Origin of the sequence: Pseudomonas sp. Irchel s3f7, assembly GCF_900187615.1 — a bacterium.
Lineage (GTDB): Bacteria > Pseudomonadota > Gammaproteobacteria > Pseudomonadales > Pseudomonadaceae > Aquipseudomonas.
On the sequence record NZ_FYDO01000022.1, the window covers coordinates 60,929 to 74,975 of the forward strand.

The following is a 14,047-nucleotide window of genomic DNA, read 5'->3' on the forward strand; positions in this document are numbered from 1 at the left end:
AGAGATCGCCATGTACCGTTTCTTCGAGCAGCTCAGCTCGCGCATTGCCGCCCCGTTCATGGGCGAGCACTCGCGCAACAGCAAGGTCTGGCCCTGTCGTTGCGGGCAGTCGCTGTTCTTTCGCAACAGCCAGTGCCTGGCGTGTTCGGCAGCTTTGGGTTATCAGCCTGAACAGAGCCGTTTAACCTCGCTGCAACCGGGTGAGCTGGCGGATACCTGGGTGCTCGACGCCGACCCGCAGGCGGGTGTGTACCGCCGCTGTGCCAACCTCGATTCACCTGCCGCGTGCAACTGGCTGCTTCCTGCCGGTCAGCGCGAAACGCTGTGCATCGCCTGTCGCCTTAATCGCACCATTCCCGACCTGTCGATCACCGAAAACCACGAACGCTGGCGCAAGGTGGAAACCGCCAAGCGCCGGATGGTCGCGCAATTGATCACGCTGGGGCTGCCGGTCATTGCCAAAATCGATGACGAAGAAATCGGGCTGGCATTTGATTTCATCGGCGAAGACCTTGACGGAAAACCCCCGACCACCGGCCATGCCAATGGCTTGATCACCCTCGATATCAGGGAAGCTGACGACGCTCACCGCGAGCAGGTACGGGTGCAAATGCACGAACCGTATCGCACCTTGCTTGGGCATTTTCGCCATGAGGTCGGACACTATTACTGGGATCGGCTGATCGCCAACAGCCATTGGCTTGAGCCGTTTCGCGGCTTGTTCGGTGACGAGCGCGCCAGTTACGCCGACGCACTCGAACGGCATTATCAACAGGGTGCACCGCTGGACTGGCAACAGCGCTACGTCAGCGCCTACGCCACCATGCATCCGTGGGAAGACTGGGCGGAAACCTGGGCGCATTACCTGCACATGATGGATGCGGTGGACACCGCACTGGGGTTCGGCATGAGTGCCCGGGAAATGGACTTCGACTACCAGCCGTTTACGCTAGAGACCCTCTACGATCCGCAGCATCCTGGCGGTGCGGCGTTCCTGTCGTTCGTCAATGCATGGATCGAGTTGGCCGGAATGCTCAACGAATTGTCACGCAGCATGGGCCAGCCGGACTTCTATCCATTCGTCCTGCCATCGGCGGTGATCGCCAGGCTGCACTTTATCCACCTGGTGATCCAGCAACAGGGCGGCAGGGCGGACGAGGTGCTGCAAGACTCGTAGAAGCTGGCGCAGGCTGCGATCTTTCCAGGCTGCGCATGTCCTTGACCTGATTCATGTTTTTTAATCTGTCTGGACGGTTGTAACTTCGCTTCAGATAGGTACAATGGCGCGGCTCGCCGACAGGTGAGCGTCGTTATGGTGACCCCATCGGTCCCCCCGCAACGATTACCCGTGAACCTGGTCAGAGCCGGAAGGCAGCAGCCACAGCGGGAACATTGTGTGCCGGGGTGTGGCTGGTGGGGTTACCACCTTAACGCCTTGTGAGTCCTCGCTCGCGCGTCTATCGAAACAATACTTTTAATCTGTCTGCCATGGATCCTGTCCAGCGGCGGTATTTTGCTGTGCGCGTTTTTTGTCGGCTGCTAAGGCCCAATCGCGACGCCGACCTGGGTAGCCAGGCTGATCAACAGCAGTGCCCCCAAGGCTGACCGCATAAACGCTCCGTTAAAGGCCTGCAAATTACAGCTTGACCAGAATAGACGAGCACACCGGATGCAATTTGTGCCTTGCTCCGCTAGCATTAGCCGCTTCTGCTTCCTTCGCTGCGACGGTTTTCGATGAGTTATCAGGTTCTTGCACGTAAATGGCGTCCGCGCTCGTTCCGCGAAATGGTCGGCCAGACCCATGTGCTCAAGGCTCTGATCAATGCCTTGGACAGCCAGCGGCTGCATCACGCCTACCTGTTTACCGGTACGCGTGGGGTCGGCAAGACCACCATCGCACGGATCATCGCCAAATGCCTGAACTGTGAAACGGGTATTACGTCCACGCCGTGTGGCGAATGTTCGGTTTGTCGCGAGATCGATGAAGGCCGCTTCGTCGACCTGATCGAGATCGACGCCGCGAGCCGCACCAAGGTCGAAGACACCCGTGAGCTGCTCGACAACGTGCAATATGCCCCGAGCCGTGGGCGCTTCAAGGTCTACCTGATCGACGAAGTGCACATGCTCTCGAGCCATTCCTTCAACGCGCTGCTCAAAACTCTTGAGGAGCCGCCACCCTACGTCAAGTTCATCCTGGCGACCACTGATCCGCAGAAACTTCCCGCAACGATTCTGTCGCGTTGTCTGCAGTTCTCCCTGAAGAACATGACGCCGGAACGGGTGGTCGAGCATTTGACCCATGTGCTGGGTGTCGAGAACGTGCCGTTCGAAGACGATGCACTGTGGCTGCTGGGTCGTGCCGCCGACGGTTCGATGCGCGATGCCATGAGCCTGACCGACCAGGCCATCGCTTTCGGTGAAGGCAAGGTCATGGCCGCCGACGTGCGGGCGATGCTCGGTACGCTCGATCACGGTCAGGTCTACGACGTTTTGCACGCGTTGATCGAAGGTGACGCCAAGGCGTTGCTCGAAGCTGTCCGTCATCTGGCCGAACAAGGCCCGGACTGGAGCGGCGTGCTCTCGGAAATTCTCAACGTGCTGCATCGTGTCGCCATCGCCCAGGCCTTGCCTGAAGGCGTCGACAATGGTCACGGCGATCGTGACCGGGTGCTGGCGCTGGCTCAGGCGTTGCCGGCCGAAGACGTGCAGTTCTATTACCAGATGGGCTTGATCGGCCGCCGCGATTTGCCGCTGGCGCCGGACCCTCGCGGTGGTTTCGAAATGGTCCTGCTGCGGATGCTTGCATTCCGGCCCGCCGATACCGCCGACGCACCGAGACAGCCACTAAAGCCAGTGGGGATCAGCCAGGCCACGGTTGATTCCGCCAAATCAGTGGCTGCCTCACCGGTTATTGCGCCGGTGGCGGCTGCACCGGTGGCACCGTCTCCAGCGCCTGTGGTTGCGCCCGCACCGGTCCCTGAACCTGTGCCTGTGCCCGTTGCGCCGCAGGTTGTTGCTGAGCCAGAACCCGTCGAGGTCGAAGAAGTCATCGATCTGCCATGGAATGACCCGGTAGAGACCGCGCCCGTTCAGCAACCCGCCATTGAACCGGTGCTGGAAACCGCCAGCGAGCAACCCGAGCTGCCGCCGATGCCGCTGCCGACGCCGGACAGCGTGGTGCCGGAGGCGCCTGAGTGGGCTGCCGCGCCGATTCCCGAGCCATCGGTGGCCGAGGTCGATGCCGCGACGCCTGGCATGGATGCGGACGACGAGCCGCCGCTGGACGAGGACTACATCGAGCCGGACATGGATTCGGCTTACAGTTATCTGGATGACCTGGCCAGCGAACACGCCGCCGAGCCGGCACCGGAACCCGAGCCTGAACCTGCAGCGATGCCGGCCACCGGCCTGGCCCTGCAATGGCTGGAACTGTTTCCGAAACTGCCGATCTCCGGCATGACCGGCAGCATCGCCGCCAACTGCACGCTGATCTCGGTGGAAGGCGATAGCTGGCTGATGCACCTGGACCCGGCCCACAGCGCCTTGTTCAACGCCACTCAGCAGCGTCGCCTGAACGATGCGTTGAATCAGTATCATCAACGCACGCTGACCCTGAGCATCGAGCTGATCAAGCCTGAGCAGGAAACCCCGGCGCAAGCGGCTTCGCGCCGCCGCGCCAACCGTCAGCGCGAGGCGGAGGAATCGATCCACGGTGATCCGTTCATCCAGCAGATGATGCAGCAGTTCGGTGCGGTGGTCCGAAACGATACTATTGAACCTGTCGACGTCCTGGTCACTCAGGGCTAATAACTGAAGGCGCTCGGCCGAACAGGCCGGGCGCCGTTTTGATCCAAGTACTTTTGAGGTGATTCCCATGATGAAAGGTGGCATGGCCGGCCTGATGAAGCAGGCACAGCAGATGCAGGAAAAAATGGCCAAGATGCAGGAAGAACTGGCCAACGCCGAAGTCATCGGTAAGGCCGGTGGCGATATGGTCACTGTGGTCATGACCGGTCGTCACGACGTTAAAAGCGTGACCATCGACCCAAGCCTGGTAGAAGGCATGAGCGAAGACGACAAGGAAATGCTGGAAGCGGTCATCGCATCCGCCGTCAACGACGCCGTGCGCAAGATCGAAGCCAACAGCCAGGACAAAATGGGCAGCGTGACCGCTGGCATGCAACTGCCGCCAGGCATGAAACTGCCGTTCTGATTCGCTAAAACGCGTCGGATGGGCTACAAAAAAATGCCAGGCATTGCGCCTGGCATTTTTGTATCTGCATTTGGGATGACAGTCTCTGTGAGATCGCTTCGCGAGCAGGCTCGCTCCCACATTGGATTTGTATACGGCATAGATCCCATGTGGGAGCGAGCCTGCTCGCGATGGAGTCGACTCGGTTCCAGAAGAAACATCGAACGCCACACCGCCACAAAGGTCTGCTCCCCTATAGTCACTCATCGATCAAAGGAGACGCCACCATGTCCGACCCCATGACCCTCAATCAACGCATCGTCCTTGCCTCGCGCCCGGCAGGCGCGCCGACGCCGGAGAATTTTCGTCTGGAGCGGGTGGCGTTGCCGGACCTGGCCGATGGCGAGGTGCTGCTCAAGACCGTCTACCTGTCGCTGGATCCCTACATGCGTGGACGCATGAGTGATGCGCCGTCCTACGCCGCCCCGGTGGAAATCGGCGGGGTGATGACCGGTGGCGCTGTCAGCCGGGTCGAGCGTTCGCTCAATCCCAAGTTTCAGGAAGGCGATCTGGTCGTGGGCGCCACAGGCTGGCAGAGCCATAGCATCAATGACGGTCGCAGTATCATTCCCGTTCCGAACGGATTGCCCAGCGCCTCATTGGCCTTGGGTGTGCTGGGCATGCCGGGCATGACCGCCTACATGGGCCTGATGGACATCGGGCAGCCCAAGTCCGGTGAGACGCTGGTGGTCGCGGCAGCTTCCGGTGCTGTGGGTTCTGTGGTCGGCCAGGTAGCGAAGATCAAAGGCCTGCGGGTAGTCGGCGTGGCGGGTGGTGTGGACAAGTGCCGCTATGTGGTTGAGGACCTGGGCTTCGATGCCTGCATCGACCACAAGAGCCCGGACTTCGCCGATGAACTGGCGCAGGCGTGCCCCAAGGGCATCGATATCTACTACGAAAACGTCGGCGGCAAGGTGTTCGATGCGGTGGTGCCATTGCTCAACCCCAAGGCACGGATTCCGCTGTGTGGTTTGATCGCTTCCTACAACGCCCATGAAGCGCCGAGCGGTCCGGATCGTCTGCCACTGTTGCAGCGCACGCTGTTGACCAAGCGTGTGCGAATCCAGGGTTTTATCGTGTTCGACGATTACGGTGACCGTCAGCCGGAGTTCATCAGCGCAATGGCGCCATGGGTGCGTGATGGCAAGGTGAAGTTCCGCGAAGACGTGGTCGACGGTCTGGAGAACGCTCTCGAGGCATTCATCGGCCTGCTGGAAGGACGCAACTTCGGCAAGCTGGTGGTGCGCGTCGCCCAGGACTGATTGACGCTCATTCGAGGCGCGGGTATAAACCGCGTCTCGTTGTTTTGTCGGACTTTTCCACCATGAGCTTCAGCCCTTTGATTCGCCAACTGATCGACGCCCTGCGAATTCTGCCTGGTGTGGGTCAGAAAACTGCCCAGCGCATGGCATTGCAGTTGCTCGAACGTGATCGCAGCGGTGGCTCGCGACTGGCGCTGGCGTTGAGCCAGGCCATGGAAGGGGTCGGTCACTGCCGATTGTGTCGCACGTTGACCGAAGATGACCTTTGCCCGCAATGCGCCGACACTCGTCGCGACGACACCGTGCTTTGCGTAGTGGAAGGCCCGATGGACGTCTATGCGGTCGAACAGACCGGTTTCCGTGGGCGCTACTTCGTGCTCAAGGGTCACCTGTCGCCACTGGACGGGCTGGGGCCGGACGCTATCGGTATCCCACAGCTGATGGCGCGGATCGAAGAGGCCGGTACATTTGCCGAAGTCATTCTCGCGACCAACCCGACTGTGGAAGGCGAGGCGACGGCGCATTACATCGCCCAATTGCTCAGCAGCAAAGGCCTGATTGCATCGCGCATCGCCCATGGCGTGCCGCTGGGTGGTGAGCTGGAGTTGGTGGATGGCGGGACGTTGGCGCATTCGTTTGCGGGGCGTAAGCCGATCAGTCTCTGACTAAAGCCAAAGATCGCAGCCTGCGGCAGCTCCTACAGAGGAATGCTATCCCTTGTAGGAGCTGCCGCAGGCTGCGATCTTTTGATACTCGGATTCATTGCTTGAAAACCAAGCAAGCGCTCGGTTAACTTCGCTGAACCCTTCAGTGGAGCTCGCCGATGCCTGCCTTTCAGGAATACTTCGATCCCAGCCACCAATTGGTCCGCGACAGCGTCAGGCGTTTCGTCGAGCGCGAAATTCTTCCGGACATCGACCAGTGGGAAGAAGCTGAAGGCTTCCCCCGTGAGCTCTACCTCAAGGCTGGCGCCGCAGGGATTCTCGGCATCGGCTACCCGGAGGCGCTGGGCGGCAGCCATGAAGGCGATCTGTTCGCCAAGGTCGCCGCCAGCGAAGAGCTGATGCGTTGTGGCTCTGGAGGCCTGGTGGCAGGCCTCGGATCGCTCGATATCGGTTTACCGCCGATTCTCAAATGGGCCAGGCCTGACGTTCGTGAGCGTGTGGTGCCACAGGTGCTGGCCGGCGAGAAGATCAGCGCCCTGGCGGTCACCGAGCCCGGTGGCGGCTCCGATGTCGCCAACCTGCAAACCCGTGCCGTGCGTGACGGCGATTTCTATCGGGTCAGTGGCAGTAAAACCTTTATTACCAGCGGCGTCCGTGCGGATTACTACACCGTCGCGGTGCGAACCGGTGAGCCGGGTTTTGCTGGCATCAGTCTGTTATTGATCGAGAAGGGCACTCCCGGATTCACCGTGGGGCGGCCGTTGAAGAAAATGGGCTGGTGGGCGTCGGACACGGCCGAACTGTTTTTCGACGATTGCCGGGTACCCGCAGCAAACCTGATCGGTGCCGAGAACATGGGGTTCGCCTGCATCATGGGCAACTTTCAGAGTGAACGGCTGGCCTTGGCGCTGATGGCCAACATGACTGCGCAGCTTGCTCTGGAAGAGAGCCTGAAATGGGCCAGAGAGCGTGAAGCCTTCGGCAAACCCATCGGCAAGTTTCAAGTGATCAAGCATCGCCTTGCCGAAATGGCCACGGCGCTGGAGGTGTCCCGGGAGTTCACTTACCGGCAGGCGGCGAAAATGGCGGCAGGTCAGAGTGTGATCAAGGAGATTTCCATGGCCAAGAATTTCGCGACGGACACGGCGGACCGGATCGTCAACGATGCGGTGCAGATTCTGGGCGGTTTGGGTTACATGCGTGAAAACCTGGTGGAGCGGCTGTATCGCGATAACCGGATTCTGTCCATCGGGGGCGGGACGCGGGAAGTGATGAACGAGATCATCAGCAAGCAGATGGGGCTTTGAGTTTTGCAGTGCGGCGACCGACGCCATCGCTGGCAAGCCAGCTCCTACAAGACGCGCTCGACTGTAGGAGCCGGCTTGCCGGCGAGGCGTCAGTACAGGCGCCGCTTACTTGTCGGTAAGGGCAAACTGCGTCAGGCAGAACGTCGGAATGCCCATGTCTTCCAGACGCTGCGAACCACCCAGCTCTGGCAGATCAATGATTGCCGCCGCCTCATGCACCCGCGCGCCCATGCGGCGGATCAGGTTGGCCGCGGCAATCAGCGTGCCGCCTGTGGCGATCAGGTCATCGAACATCACTACCGAATCACCTTCGCACAGGCTGTCGGCGTGCACTTCAAGGAAGGCCTCGCCGTATTCGGTCGCGTAACCCTCGGCCAGCACGTCGGCGGGCAGCTTGCCTTGTTTGCGGAACAGCACCAGCGGCTTGTTCAGTTGATAGGCCAATACCGAACCGATCAGGAAGCCGCGGGCATCCATGGCGCCGATGTGGGTGAAGTCAGCCTCGACGTAACGATGGGCGAAACTGTCCATCACCAGGCGCAGGGCTTTCGGCGACTGGAACAGGGGGGTGATGTCGCGAAAGATCACGCCCGGTTTCGGGAAGTCGATGACAGGGCGGATGAGGGATTTGATGTCGAAGGAGTCGAAGACCATCGTCGAGGTGTCCTGGCAGGCTGCAAACGACGCAGTATAACGGCGGCTGAGCCGTTTCGCTCAGCCGCAATGGCTTGTATCAGCTTTCCAGCGAACCACCGGCCAGCGCGCACAGCTGGATCGGGTCAAGGATGTGTATTTCCTTGCCTTCGGCCGCGATCAGTTCGTTCTGCTGGAATCGGGTAAAGACGCGGGACACCGTCTCGACGGCCAGACCCAGGTAGTTGCCGATTTCGTTGCGCGACATACTCAGGCGGAACTGATTGGCCGAAAACCCTCGAGCACGGAAGCGGGCCGAGAGATTGACCAGGAACGTGGCGATGCGTTCGTCGGCGGTTTTTTTCGACAGCAGCAGCATCATCTGCTGATCATCGCGGATTTCACGGCTCATCACGCGCATCAACTGACGACGCAGTTGTGGCAGTTGCAGGGCCAGTTCATCGAGGCGCTCGAACGGGATTTCACACACGGAAGTGGTTTCCAGCGCCTGCGCAGACACTGGATGTTTTTCCGTGTCCATGCCCGACAGACCGACCAGTTCGCTGGGCAGGTGGAAGCCGGTGAGCTGTTCTTCACCGGTGTCGCTCAGGCTGAAGGTTTTGAGCGCGCCGGAACGGACGGCGTAGACAGAATCGAAGGTATCGCCCTGACGAAACAGAAATTCGCCCTTTTTCAGCGGCCGGCCACGTTTGACGATTTCGTCCAGTGCATCCATGTCTTCCAGATTCAACGAAAGTGGCAGGCACAGAGGGGCCAGGCTGCAATCCTTGCAGTGGGCCTGATTGTGTGTGCGCAGTTTTACTGGCTCGGACATTTCTTCAATCCTTGTGGGAAATCACACATAAGGCGTAAGGGTAACCCACCCAAGGATATCGAGGCCAGTCTGTGGCGCTTGCTTGCAGAATTAGATTACCCGTGAAAAACGTTGGCGACTGTGTTGCTCCAGGTACGCATCGAACACCATGCACACCGATCGCGCCAACAGCCGGCCGGCGGGCAGGATGGTGATTCTGTCGCGATCCAGCTCGATCAACCCGTCCTTGGCCATTTCCTGCAACTGGGGCCAGAGTTCACCGAAATAACCCTGGAAGTCGATGTTGAACGCCTGCTCGATGTCGGAAAATTCCAGGTTGAAGTGGCACATCAGTTGCTGAATGACTGCGCGCCGCAAACGGTCGTCGGCATTGCACAGCAGTCCGCGGCTGGTGGCCAGCTGCGACGAGGCGAGGGCGTTCTGGTATTGGTTCAGGTCGCTGTTGTTCTGGCAATACAGGTCGCCGATCTGGCTGATCGCCGATACGCCGAGGCCGATCAGGTCGCAATGACCGTGGGTGGTGTAGCCCTGGAAGTTGCGTTGCAGGGTTGATTCTTCCTGGGCGATCGCCAGCTCATCGTCGGGCAGGGCGAAATGGTCCATGCCGATGTAGCGGTAACCGGCAGCGGTCAGTTGTTCGATGGTGCGTTGCAGCATTTCCAGTTTCTGGCTGGGCGTCGGCAGCTCGTCGCTGTTGATGCGCCGTTGCGGCATGAAGCGTTCCGGCAGGTGCGCGTAGTTGAACACCGACAACCGGTCCGGTTGCAGACTGATCACTTCTTCGACGGTACGGGCAAAATTATCCGGCGTCTGTCTCGGCAGGCCGTAGATCAAGTCAATGTTGATCGAGCGAAACTGCAAGGTGCGAGCAGCGTCGATCACCGCGCGGGTTTCTTCCAGGCTTTGCAGGCGATTGACCGCTCGCTGCACGGCCGGATCAAGGTCTTGCACGCCGATGCTGACCCGGTTGAAACCCAGTTCGCGCAACAGGCCCATGGTCGACCAGTCGGCCTCGCGAGGGTCGATTTCGATGCCGTAGTCGCCGGAGTCGTCGTCCAGCAAGTTGAAGTGCTTGCGCAGGTGCGCCATCAACTGACGCAGTTCGTCGTGGCTGAGAAAGGTTGGCGTGCCGCCACCGAAGTGCAGTTGCTCGACTTTTTGCGTGGGGTCGAGGTGGCAGGCGATCAACTGGATTTCGTGCTCCAGACGTTGCAGGTAAGGCAGTGCGCGGCCGCGGTCCTTGGTGACGACTTTGTTGCAGCCGCAGTAGTAGCAAATGTTCGCGCAAAACGGCACGTGCACATACAGCGACAGCGGACGCAGGGCCTTGCGGCTGTCGCGCAAGGCGTGGAACAGATCGAAGGTGCCGACCTGGCTGTGGAATTGCACGGCAGTGGGGTATGAGGTGTAGCGGGGTCCCGCCAGGTCATAACGGCGGATCAGATCGGTGTCCCAACGAATGGCGTCGAGCATCATGCGGGCATTCCCCCGGATAGGCTGGCAATGCTGCTCACTTTATGCGCAGGCGGGTGAGGGCATCTTGATTTGCATCAAGAGTGGTAATTGGCTGTGATGGGTTTTTGTGGCGAGGGAGCTTGCTCCCGCTGGGGCGCGTAGCGGCCCCAAAGAGATGGGCCTGCTGCGCAGCCCAACGGGGGCAAGCCCCCTCGCCACAATGTCAGTGTCCCATCAACCAATGCTGATGTGGGCCTGGCAATGTCCAGATGCCGAACAGCATCACCAGCAACCCACCGGTCATGCGCACGCTGCGTTTGCGCAACAGTGCCGTCACCCTTTCGGCGGCAAGGCCTGTCGCCAGCAACACCGGCCACGTGCCGAGCCCGAACGCGAGCATCAACAACGCGCTGTCCAGCGCATTGCCCTGGCTGGCTGACCACAACAGGGTGCTGTAAACCAGGCCGCAAGGCAGCCAACCCCACAGAGCGCCCAGCAACAGTGCGCGGGGAATGCTTGAGACTGGCAGCAACTTGTTGGCCACGGGCTGGATGTGTCGCCACAGCCCGCGACCAAGGCTTTCGATGCGGGTCAGTCCACTCCACCATCCGGCGAGGTACAGGCCCATGGCGATCAATAGCAGTCCGGCGAGAACGCGCAGGAACATCGCCGCCGGACTGTTGGCCAGCGCCCAGCCTGCCAGACCGATCAACAATCCGGCGGTGGCATAACTCAGAATTCGTCCCAGGTTGTAGGCCAGCAGCAGGCGAAAGCGCCGACTGCGCTGTTCCTTGGGGATCGCCAGGGTCAAGGCGCCCATCAAACCGCCGCACATGCCAAGGCAATGGCCGCCGCCGAGCAAACCGAGGATCACCGCCGACACCAGCAGTGGCGCCAGTTCAAGCATGGGGCGGTGCCTTGTCGTCCGGTTTGGCCGGGTGACCGCTGGCCTCATCGACGGCAGCGGTGTGCTTCGGGTCCTGGTCGTCGAACAGGATGCTGTGGGCCGGGCCGTCGAGGTCGTCGTACTGGCCGCTGTCGACCGCCCAGAAGAAGATGTAGACGGCGATGGCCACGATCAGCAGTGCGGCCGGGATCATCACGTAAAGAGCTGGCATCTGGACTCCATGCCCGCGCGGCTCAGGCCGGCAACGGACGGGTTTCTGGCGTGGCCTGGGTTACCGGCGCACTCGGCAGGCGAGTCAGGCGCAGGGCGTTCAGTACCACGGTCAACGAACTGATGGACATGCCGACCGCAGCCCACACTGGCGTGATCCAGCCGAGGGCCGCGAACGGCAACATGAGGCCATTGTACAGCGCGGCCCAAAGAAGGTTCTCGATGATGACCCGACGGGTGCGCCGTGCCAGGCTGAACGCTTGCACCAGGGCATCGAGACGGTTGGACAACAGCACGGCGTCGGCGCTGGTTTTCGCCAGGTCGGTGGCCGAACCCATGGCAACGCTGATGTCGGCAGCCGCCAGCACCGGCACATCGTTGACCCCGTCGCCGAGCATCAACACCTTGCGACCTTCCTTGTGCAGCTGTTGCAGGACTTGCAGTTTGTCGTCCGGGCGCAATCCGCCCCGAGCTTCATCAATGCCGAGCTCGGCGGCGACACTGGCGACCATCGGCGAACTGTCGCCAGAAAGCAGCAGCGTACGCCAGCCACGCGCCTTGCACGCCGCCAGCAGTGCGGGGGCGTCGGCACGCAAGCGGTCATCGAGAACGAACCACGCCAGTGGACCGTGGCTATCGCCGAGCAGCAGCCATTGGCCCGCTTCGTCCGGCATCGCTGGTTCGTCGGCGCCGCTGAGTTCGCAGACAAAACCGGGTTGGCCGATACGCAGGCGTTGCCCGTCCACCAGGCCTTCGAGGCCAAGTCCCGGTGTGCTGTGGACTTCTTCGGCGGCCGTTGGCGCGCGGCCGAACGCACGGGCAATCGGGTGTTCTGAGCGGTTTTCCAGCGCGGCGGCCAGACTCAGGCACTGATCGCTGTCGAGTGCGCCGAGTGGCCGGATGGCGCGCAGTGCCAGGCGACCTTCGGTCAGGGTGCCGGTCTTGTCGAAAATTACCGTGTCGATCTGGTTCAAGCCTTCGAGCACATGGCCGCGAGTCAGCAATAAACCGAGTTTGTGCAGGGTGCCGGTAGCGGCTGTGAGGGCGGTCGGCGTGGCCAGCGACAACGCGCACGGACAGGTCGCGACCAGCATGGCCAACACAATCCAGAATGCCCGCGAGGCATCCAGTTCCCACCACAACAGGCCAATGGCGGCAGCGGCAATCAGCGACAACAACAGAAACCACTGCGCGGCGCGGTCGGCGATTTCCGCCAGTCGTGGTTTTTCCGCTTGAGCGCGATCCAGCAAGCGGACGATGGCCGACAGGCGTGTGTCCTGGCCGAGCGCCTGGACCTCGACCGTCAGAGCGCCTTCTACGTTCAGGGTGCCGGCAGTGACCGAGTCACCGAGGGTCCGAGGCTGCGGCAGGTATTCGCCAGTCAGCAGTGACTCGTCGACACTGGATTGGCCATCGATGATCTTGCCGTCGGCCGGCAGAATGGCGCCCGGATGCACCAGCACCTGATCTCCCACGCGCAATTCGCTGAGCAGGATGCGCTCGCTCTGGCCGTCGGAGCTCAGGCGCAGGCACGAGGCGGGCAGCAGATTCACCAGTTGCGCCGTGGCGGCGGCGGTGCGTTCACGGGCGCGACGCTCCAGGTATCGCCCGGCCAGCAGGAACAGCGCGAACATGCCCACGGCGTCGAAATACAGCTCGCCGACCCCGGTGATCGAGGTCCAGATCCCCGCAATGTAGGCGCTGCCGATGGCCAGCGACACCGAAACGTCCATCGTGAGATGGCGGGTGCGCAAGTCGCGCATGGCGCCCTTGAAGAACGGCGCGCAGCTGTAGAACACAATCGGCGTGGTGAGGAACAGCGCGACCCAGCGCAGGATCGTGTGCAATTCCGGGCTGAGGTCGATGTTGAATTCCGGCCAGGTGGCCATGGTCGCCATCATCGCCTGGAACCACAACAACCCGGCCACCCCGAGTTGACGCAGGGCCAGGCGGTTTTCGCTGGCCAGTTGTTCACTGGCGCGGTCGGCCTGGTAGGGGTGGGCGGCGTAACCGATGTGACGCAGCTCGCTGAGGATCTGGCTCAGGGGGAGTTGCGCGTCGGTCCAGCGTACATGCAGGCGATGGTTGGACAGGTTCAAGCGTGCTTCGGCGACGGCCGGCAAGGTGCGCAGGTGCTTCTCGATCAGCCAGCCGCAGGCGGCGCAACTGATGCCTTCCATCAGCAGGGTGGTTTCAGCGAGTTCGCCTTCGTGGCGGACAAAGGGCTTTTGCACGTCGGCGCGGTCGTACAGCGCCAGCTCGTCCACCAGTTGCACCGGCAATGCCTGTGGGTTGGCCGAGGCTTCGCTGCGGTGCTGATAATAGCTTTCCAGGCCGCCGGCAACAATGGCTTCGGCCACGGCCTGGCAACCCGGGCAGCAGAATTCGCGGGCCTGCCCGAACACGACGGCGGTGAAGCGGCTGCCGGCCGGGACGGGCAGGGCGCAGTGGTAGCAGGGGGTTGGGGTGGTCATGAAGTGGAGTCTACATCGTTCAGGAGGGCCTCATCGCCGGCAAGCCG

The 14,047-nt window shown here is 61.4% G+C and carries 12 protein-coding genes and 1 other RNA gene; 7 read left to right on the forward strand and 6 right to left on the reverse strand.

Annotation, left to right across the window (positions count from 1 at the left end; translation table 11 throughout):
• The first annotated feature begins 10 nt into the window (after positions 1-10).
• The 7 genes from CKW19_RS19355 (at position 11) to CKW19_RS19385 (ending at position 7,486) form a co-directional block, all read left to right on the forward strand.
• Positions 11-1,177 carry a putative zinc-binding metallopeptidase gene (locus tag CKW19_RS19355; RefSeq protein WP_095059404.1) on the forward strand — a complete coding sequence of 389 codons (1,167 nt, stop codon included), beginning with the start codon at positions 11-13 and terminating at the stop codon, positions 1,175-1,177.
• Between the two features lie 145 nt (positions 1,178-1,322).
• Positions 1,323-1,419, forward strand: an RNA gene (gene ffs / locus CKW19_RS19360) — signal recognition particle sRNA small type.
• Positions 1,420-1,734: 315 nt separating this feature from the next.
• A complete protein-coding gene (dnaX, locus tag CKW19_RS19365) occupies positions 1,735-3,807 on the forward strand; it encodes a DNA polymerase III subunit gamma/tau (protein ID WP_095059405.1) in 2,073 nt (690 codons plus the stop codon).
• A gap of 67 nt (positions 3,808-3,874) precedes the next feature.
• Complete coding sequence (locus CKW19_RS19370) at positions 3,875-4,213, forward strand: YbaB/EbfC family nucleoid-associated protein (protein WP_095059406.1); 339 nt, start codon at positions 3,875-3,877, stop codon at positions 4,211-4,213.
• Between the two features lie 266 nt (positions 4,214-4,479).
• Positions 4,480-5,514, forward strand: coding sequence for an NADP-dependent oxidoreductase (locus CKW19_RS19375; RefSeq protein ID WP_095059407.1), 1,035 nt, complete (start codon positions 4,480-4,482; stop codon positions 5,512-5,514).
• 62 nt (positions 5,515-5,576) lie between these two features.
• Positions 5,577-6,179, forward strand: a complete 603-nt coding sequence (gene recR, locus CKW19_RS19380) for a recombination mediator RecR (protein ID WP_095059408.1) — start codon at positions 5,577-5,579, stop codon at positions 6,177-6,179.
• Between the two features lie 158 nt (positions 6,180-6,337).
• Complete coding sequence (locus CKW19_RS19385) at positions 6,338-7,486, forward strand: acyl-CoA dehydrogenase family protein (RefSeq protein ID WP_095059409.1); 1,149 nt, start codon at positions 6,338-6,340, stop codon at positions 7,484-7,486.
• 105 nt (positions 7,487-7,591) lie between these two features.
• On the opposite strand, the gene CKW19_RS19390 is transcribed toward CKW19_RS19385, so the two are convergent.
• The 6 genes from CKW19_RS19390 to CKW19_RS19415 all read right to left on the reverse strand — a co-directional run bounded on the left by CKW19_RS19390 (position 7,592) and on the right by CKW19_RS19415 (position 14,000).
• Positions 7,592-8,140: an adenine phosphoribosyltransferase gene (locus CKW19_RS19390; protein ID WP_003223345.1), complete on the reverse strand. Its 549-nt coding sequence runs from the start codon at positions 8,138-8,140 to the stop codon at positions 7,592-7,594.
• Positions 8,141-8,219: 79 nt separating this feature from the next.
• Positions 8,220-8,954, reverse strand: a complete 735-nt coding sequence (gene fnr, locus CKW19_RS19395; RefSeq protein WP_095059410.1) for a fumarate/nitrate reduction transcriptional regulator Fnr — start codon at positions 8,952-8,954, stop codon at positions 8,220-8,222.
• Between the two features lie 90 nt (positions 8,955-9,044).
• The gene (gene hemN / locus CKW19_RS19400) at positions 9,045-10,427 is read right to left on the reverse strand and encodes an oxygen-independent coproporphyrinogen III oxidase (protein ID WP_095059441.1); all 1,383 of its coding nucleotides are present in this window, start codon (positions 10,425-10,427) and stop codon (positions 9,045-9,047) included.
• Positions 10,428-10,632: 205 nt separating this feature from the next.
• Positions 10,633-11,316: a sulfite exporter TauE/SafE family protein gene (locus CKW19_RS19405; protein ID WP_095059411.1), complete on the reverse strand. Its 684-nt coding sequence runs from the start codon at positions 11,314-11,316 to the stop codon at positions 10,633-10,635.
• Entirely contained in the window at positions 11,309-11,527 is a 219-nt protein-coding gene (gene ccoS, locus CKW19_RS19410; protein WP_019579896.1) for a cbb3-type cytochrome oxidase assembly protein CcoS, read from the reverse strand. The genes CKW19_RS19405 and ccoS overlap by 8 nt, the downstream gene beginning before the upstream one ends.
• A gap of 22 nt (positions 11,528-11,549) precedes the next feature.
• Positions 11,550-14,000 carry a heavy metal translocating P-type ATPase gene (locus CKW19_RS19415; protein ID WP_095059412.1) on the reverse strand — a complete coding sequence of 817 codons (2,451 nt, stop codon included), beginning with the start codon at positions 13,998-14,000 and terminating at the stop codon, positions 11,550-11,552.
• Between the last annotated feature and the right edge of the window lie 47 nt (positions 14,001-14,047).

Excerpts from the sequence above, each read along its gene's own strand:
- CKW19_RS19355 (WP_095059404.1), top strand. The coding sequence starts at position 11 with ATGTACCGTTTCTTCGAGCAGCTCAGCTCGCGCATTGCCGCCCCGTTC.
- dnaX (WP_095059405.1), top strand. The coding sequence starts at position 1,735 with ATGAGTTATCAGGTTCTTGCACGTAAATGGCGTCCGCGCTCGTTCCGC.
- CKW19_RS19370 (WP_095059406.1), top strand. The coding sequence starts at position 3,875 with ATGATGAAAGGTGGCATGGCCGGCCTGATGAAGCAGGCACAGCAGATG.
- CKW19_RS19375 (WP_095059407.1), top strand. The coding sequence starts at position 4,480 with ATGTCCGACCCCATGACCCTCAATCAACGCATCGTCCTTGCCTCGCGC.
- recR (WP_095059408.1), top strand. The coding sequence starts at position 5,577 with ATGAGCTTCAGCCCTTTGATTCGCCAACTGATCGACGCCCTGCGAATT.
- CKW19_RS19385 (WP_095059409.1), top strand. The coding sequence starts at position 6,338 with ATGCCTGCCTTTCAGGAATACTTCGATCCCAGCCACCAATTGGTCCGC.
- CKW19_RS19390 (WP_003223345.1), bottom strand. The coding sequence starts at position 8,140 with ATGGTCTTCGACTCCTTCGACATCAAATCCCTCATCCGCCCTGTCATC.
- fnr (WP_095059410.1), bottom strand. The coding sequence starts at position 8,954 with ATGTCCGAGCCAGTAAAACTGCGCACACACAATCAGGCCCACTGCAAG.
- hemN (WP_095059441.1), bottom strand. The coding sequence starts at position 10,427 with ATGCTCGACGCCATTCGTTGGGACACCGATCTGATCCGCCGTTATGAC.
- CKW19_RS19405 (WP_095059411.1), bottom strand. The coding sequence starts at position 11,316 with ATGCTTGAACTGGCGCCACTGCTGGTGTCGGCGGTGATCCTCGGTTTG.
- ccoS (WP_019579896.1), bottom strand. The coding sequence starts at position 11,527 with ATGCCAGCTCTTTACGTGATGATCCCGGCCGCACTGCTGATCGTGGCC.
- CKW19_RS19415 (WP_095059412.1), bottom strand. The coding sequence starts at position 14,000 with ATGACCACCCCAACCCCCTGCTACCACTGCGCCCTGCCCGTCCCGGCC.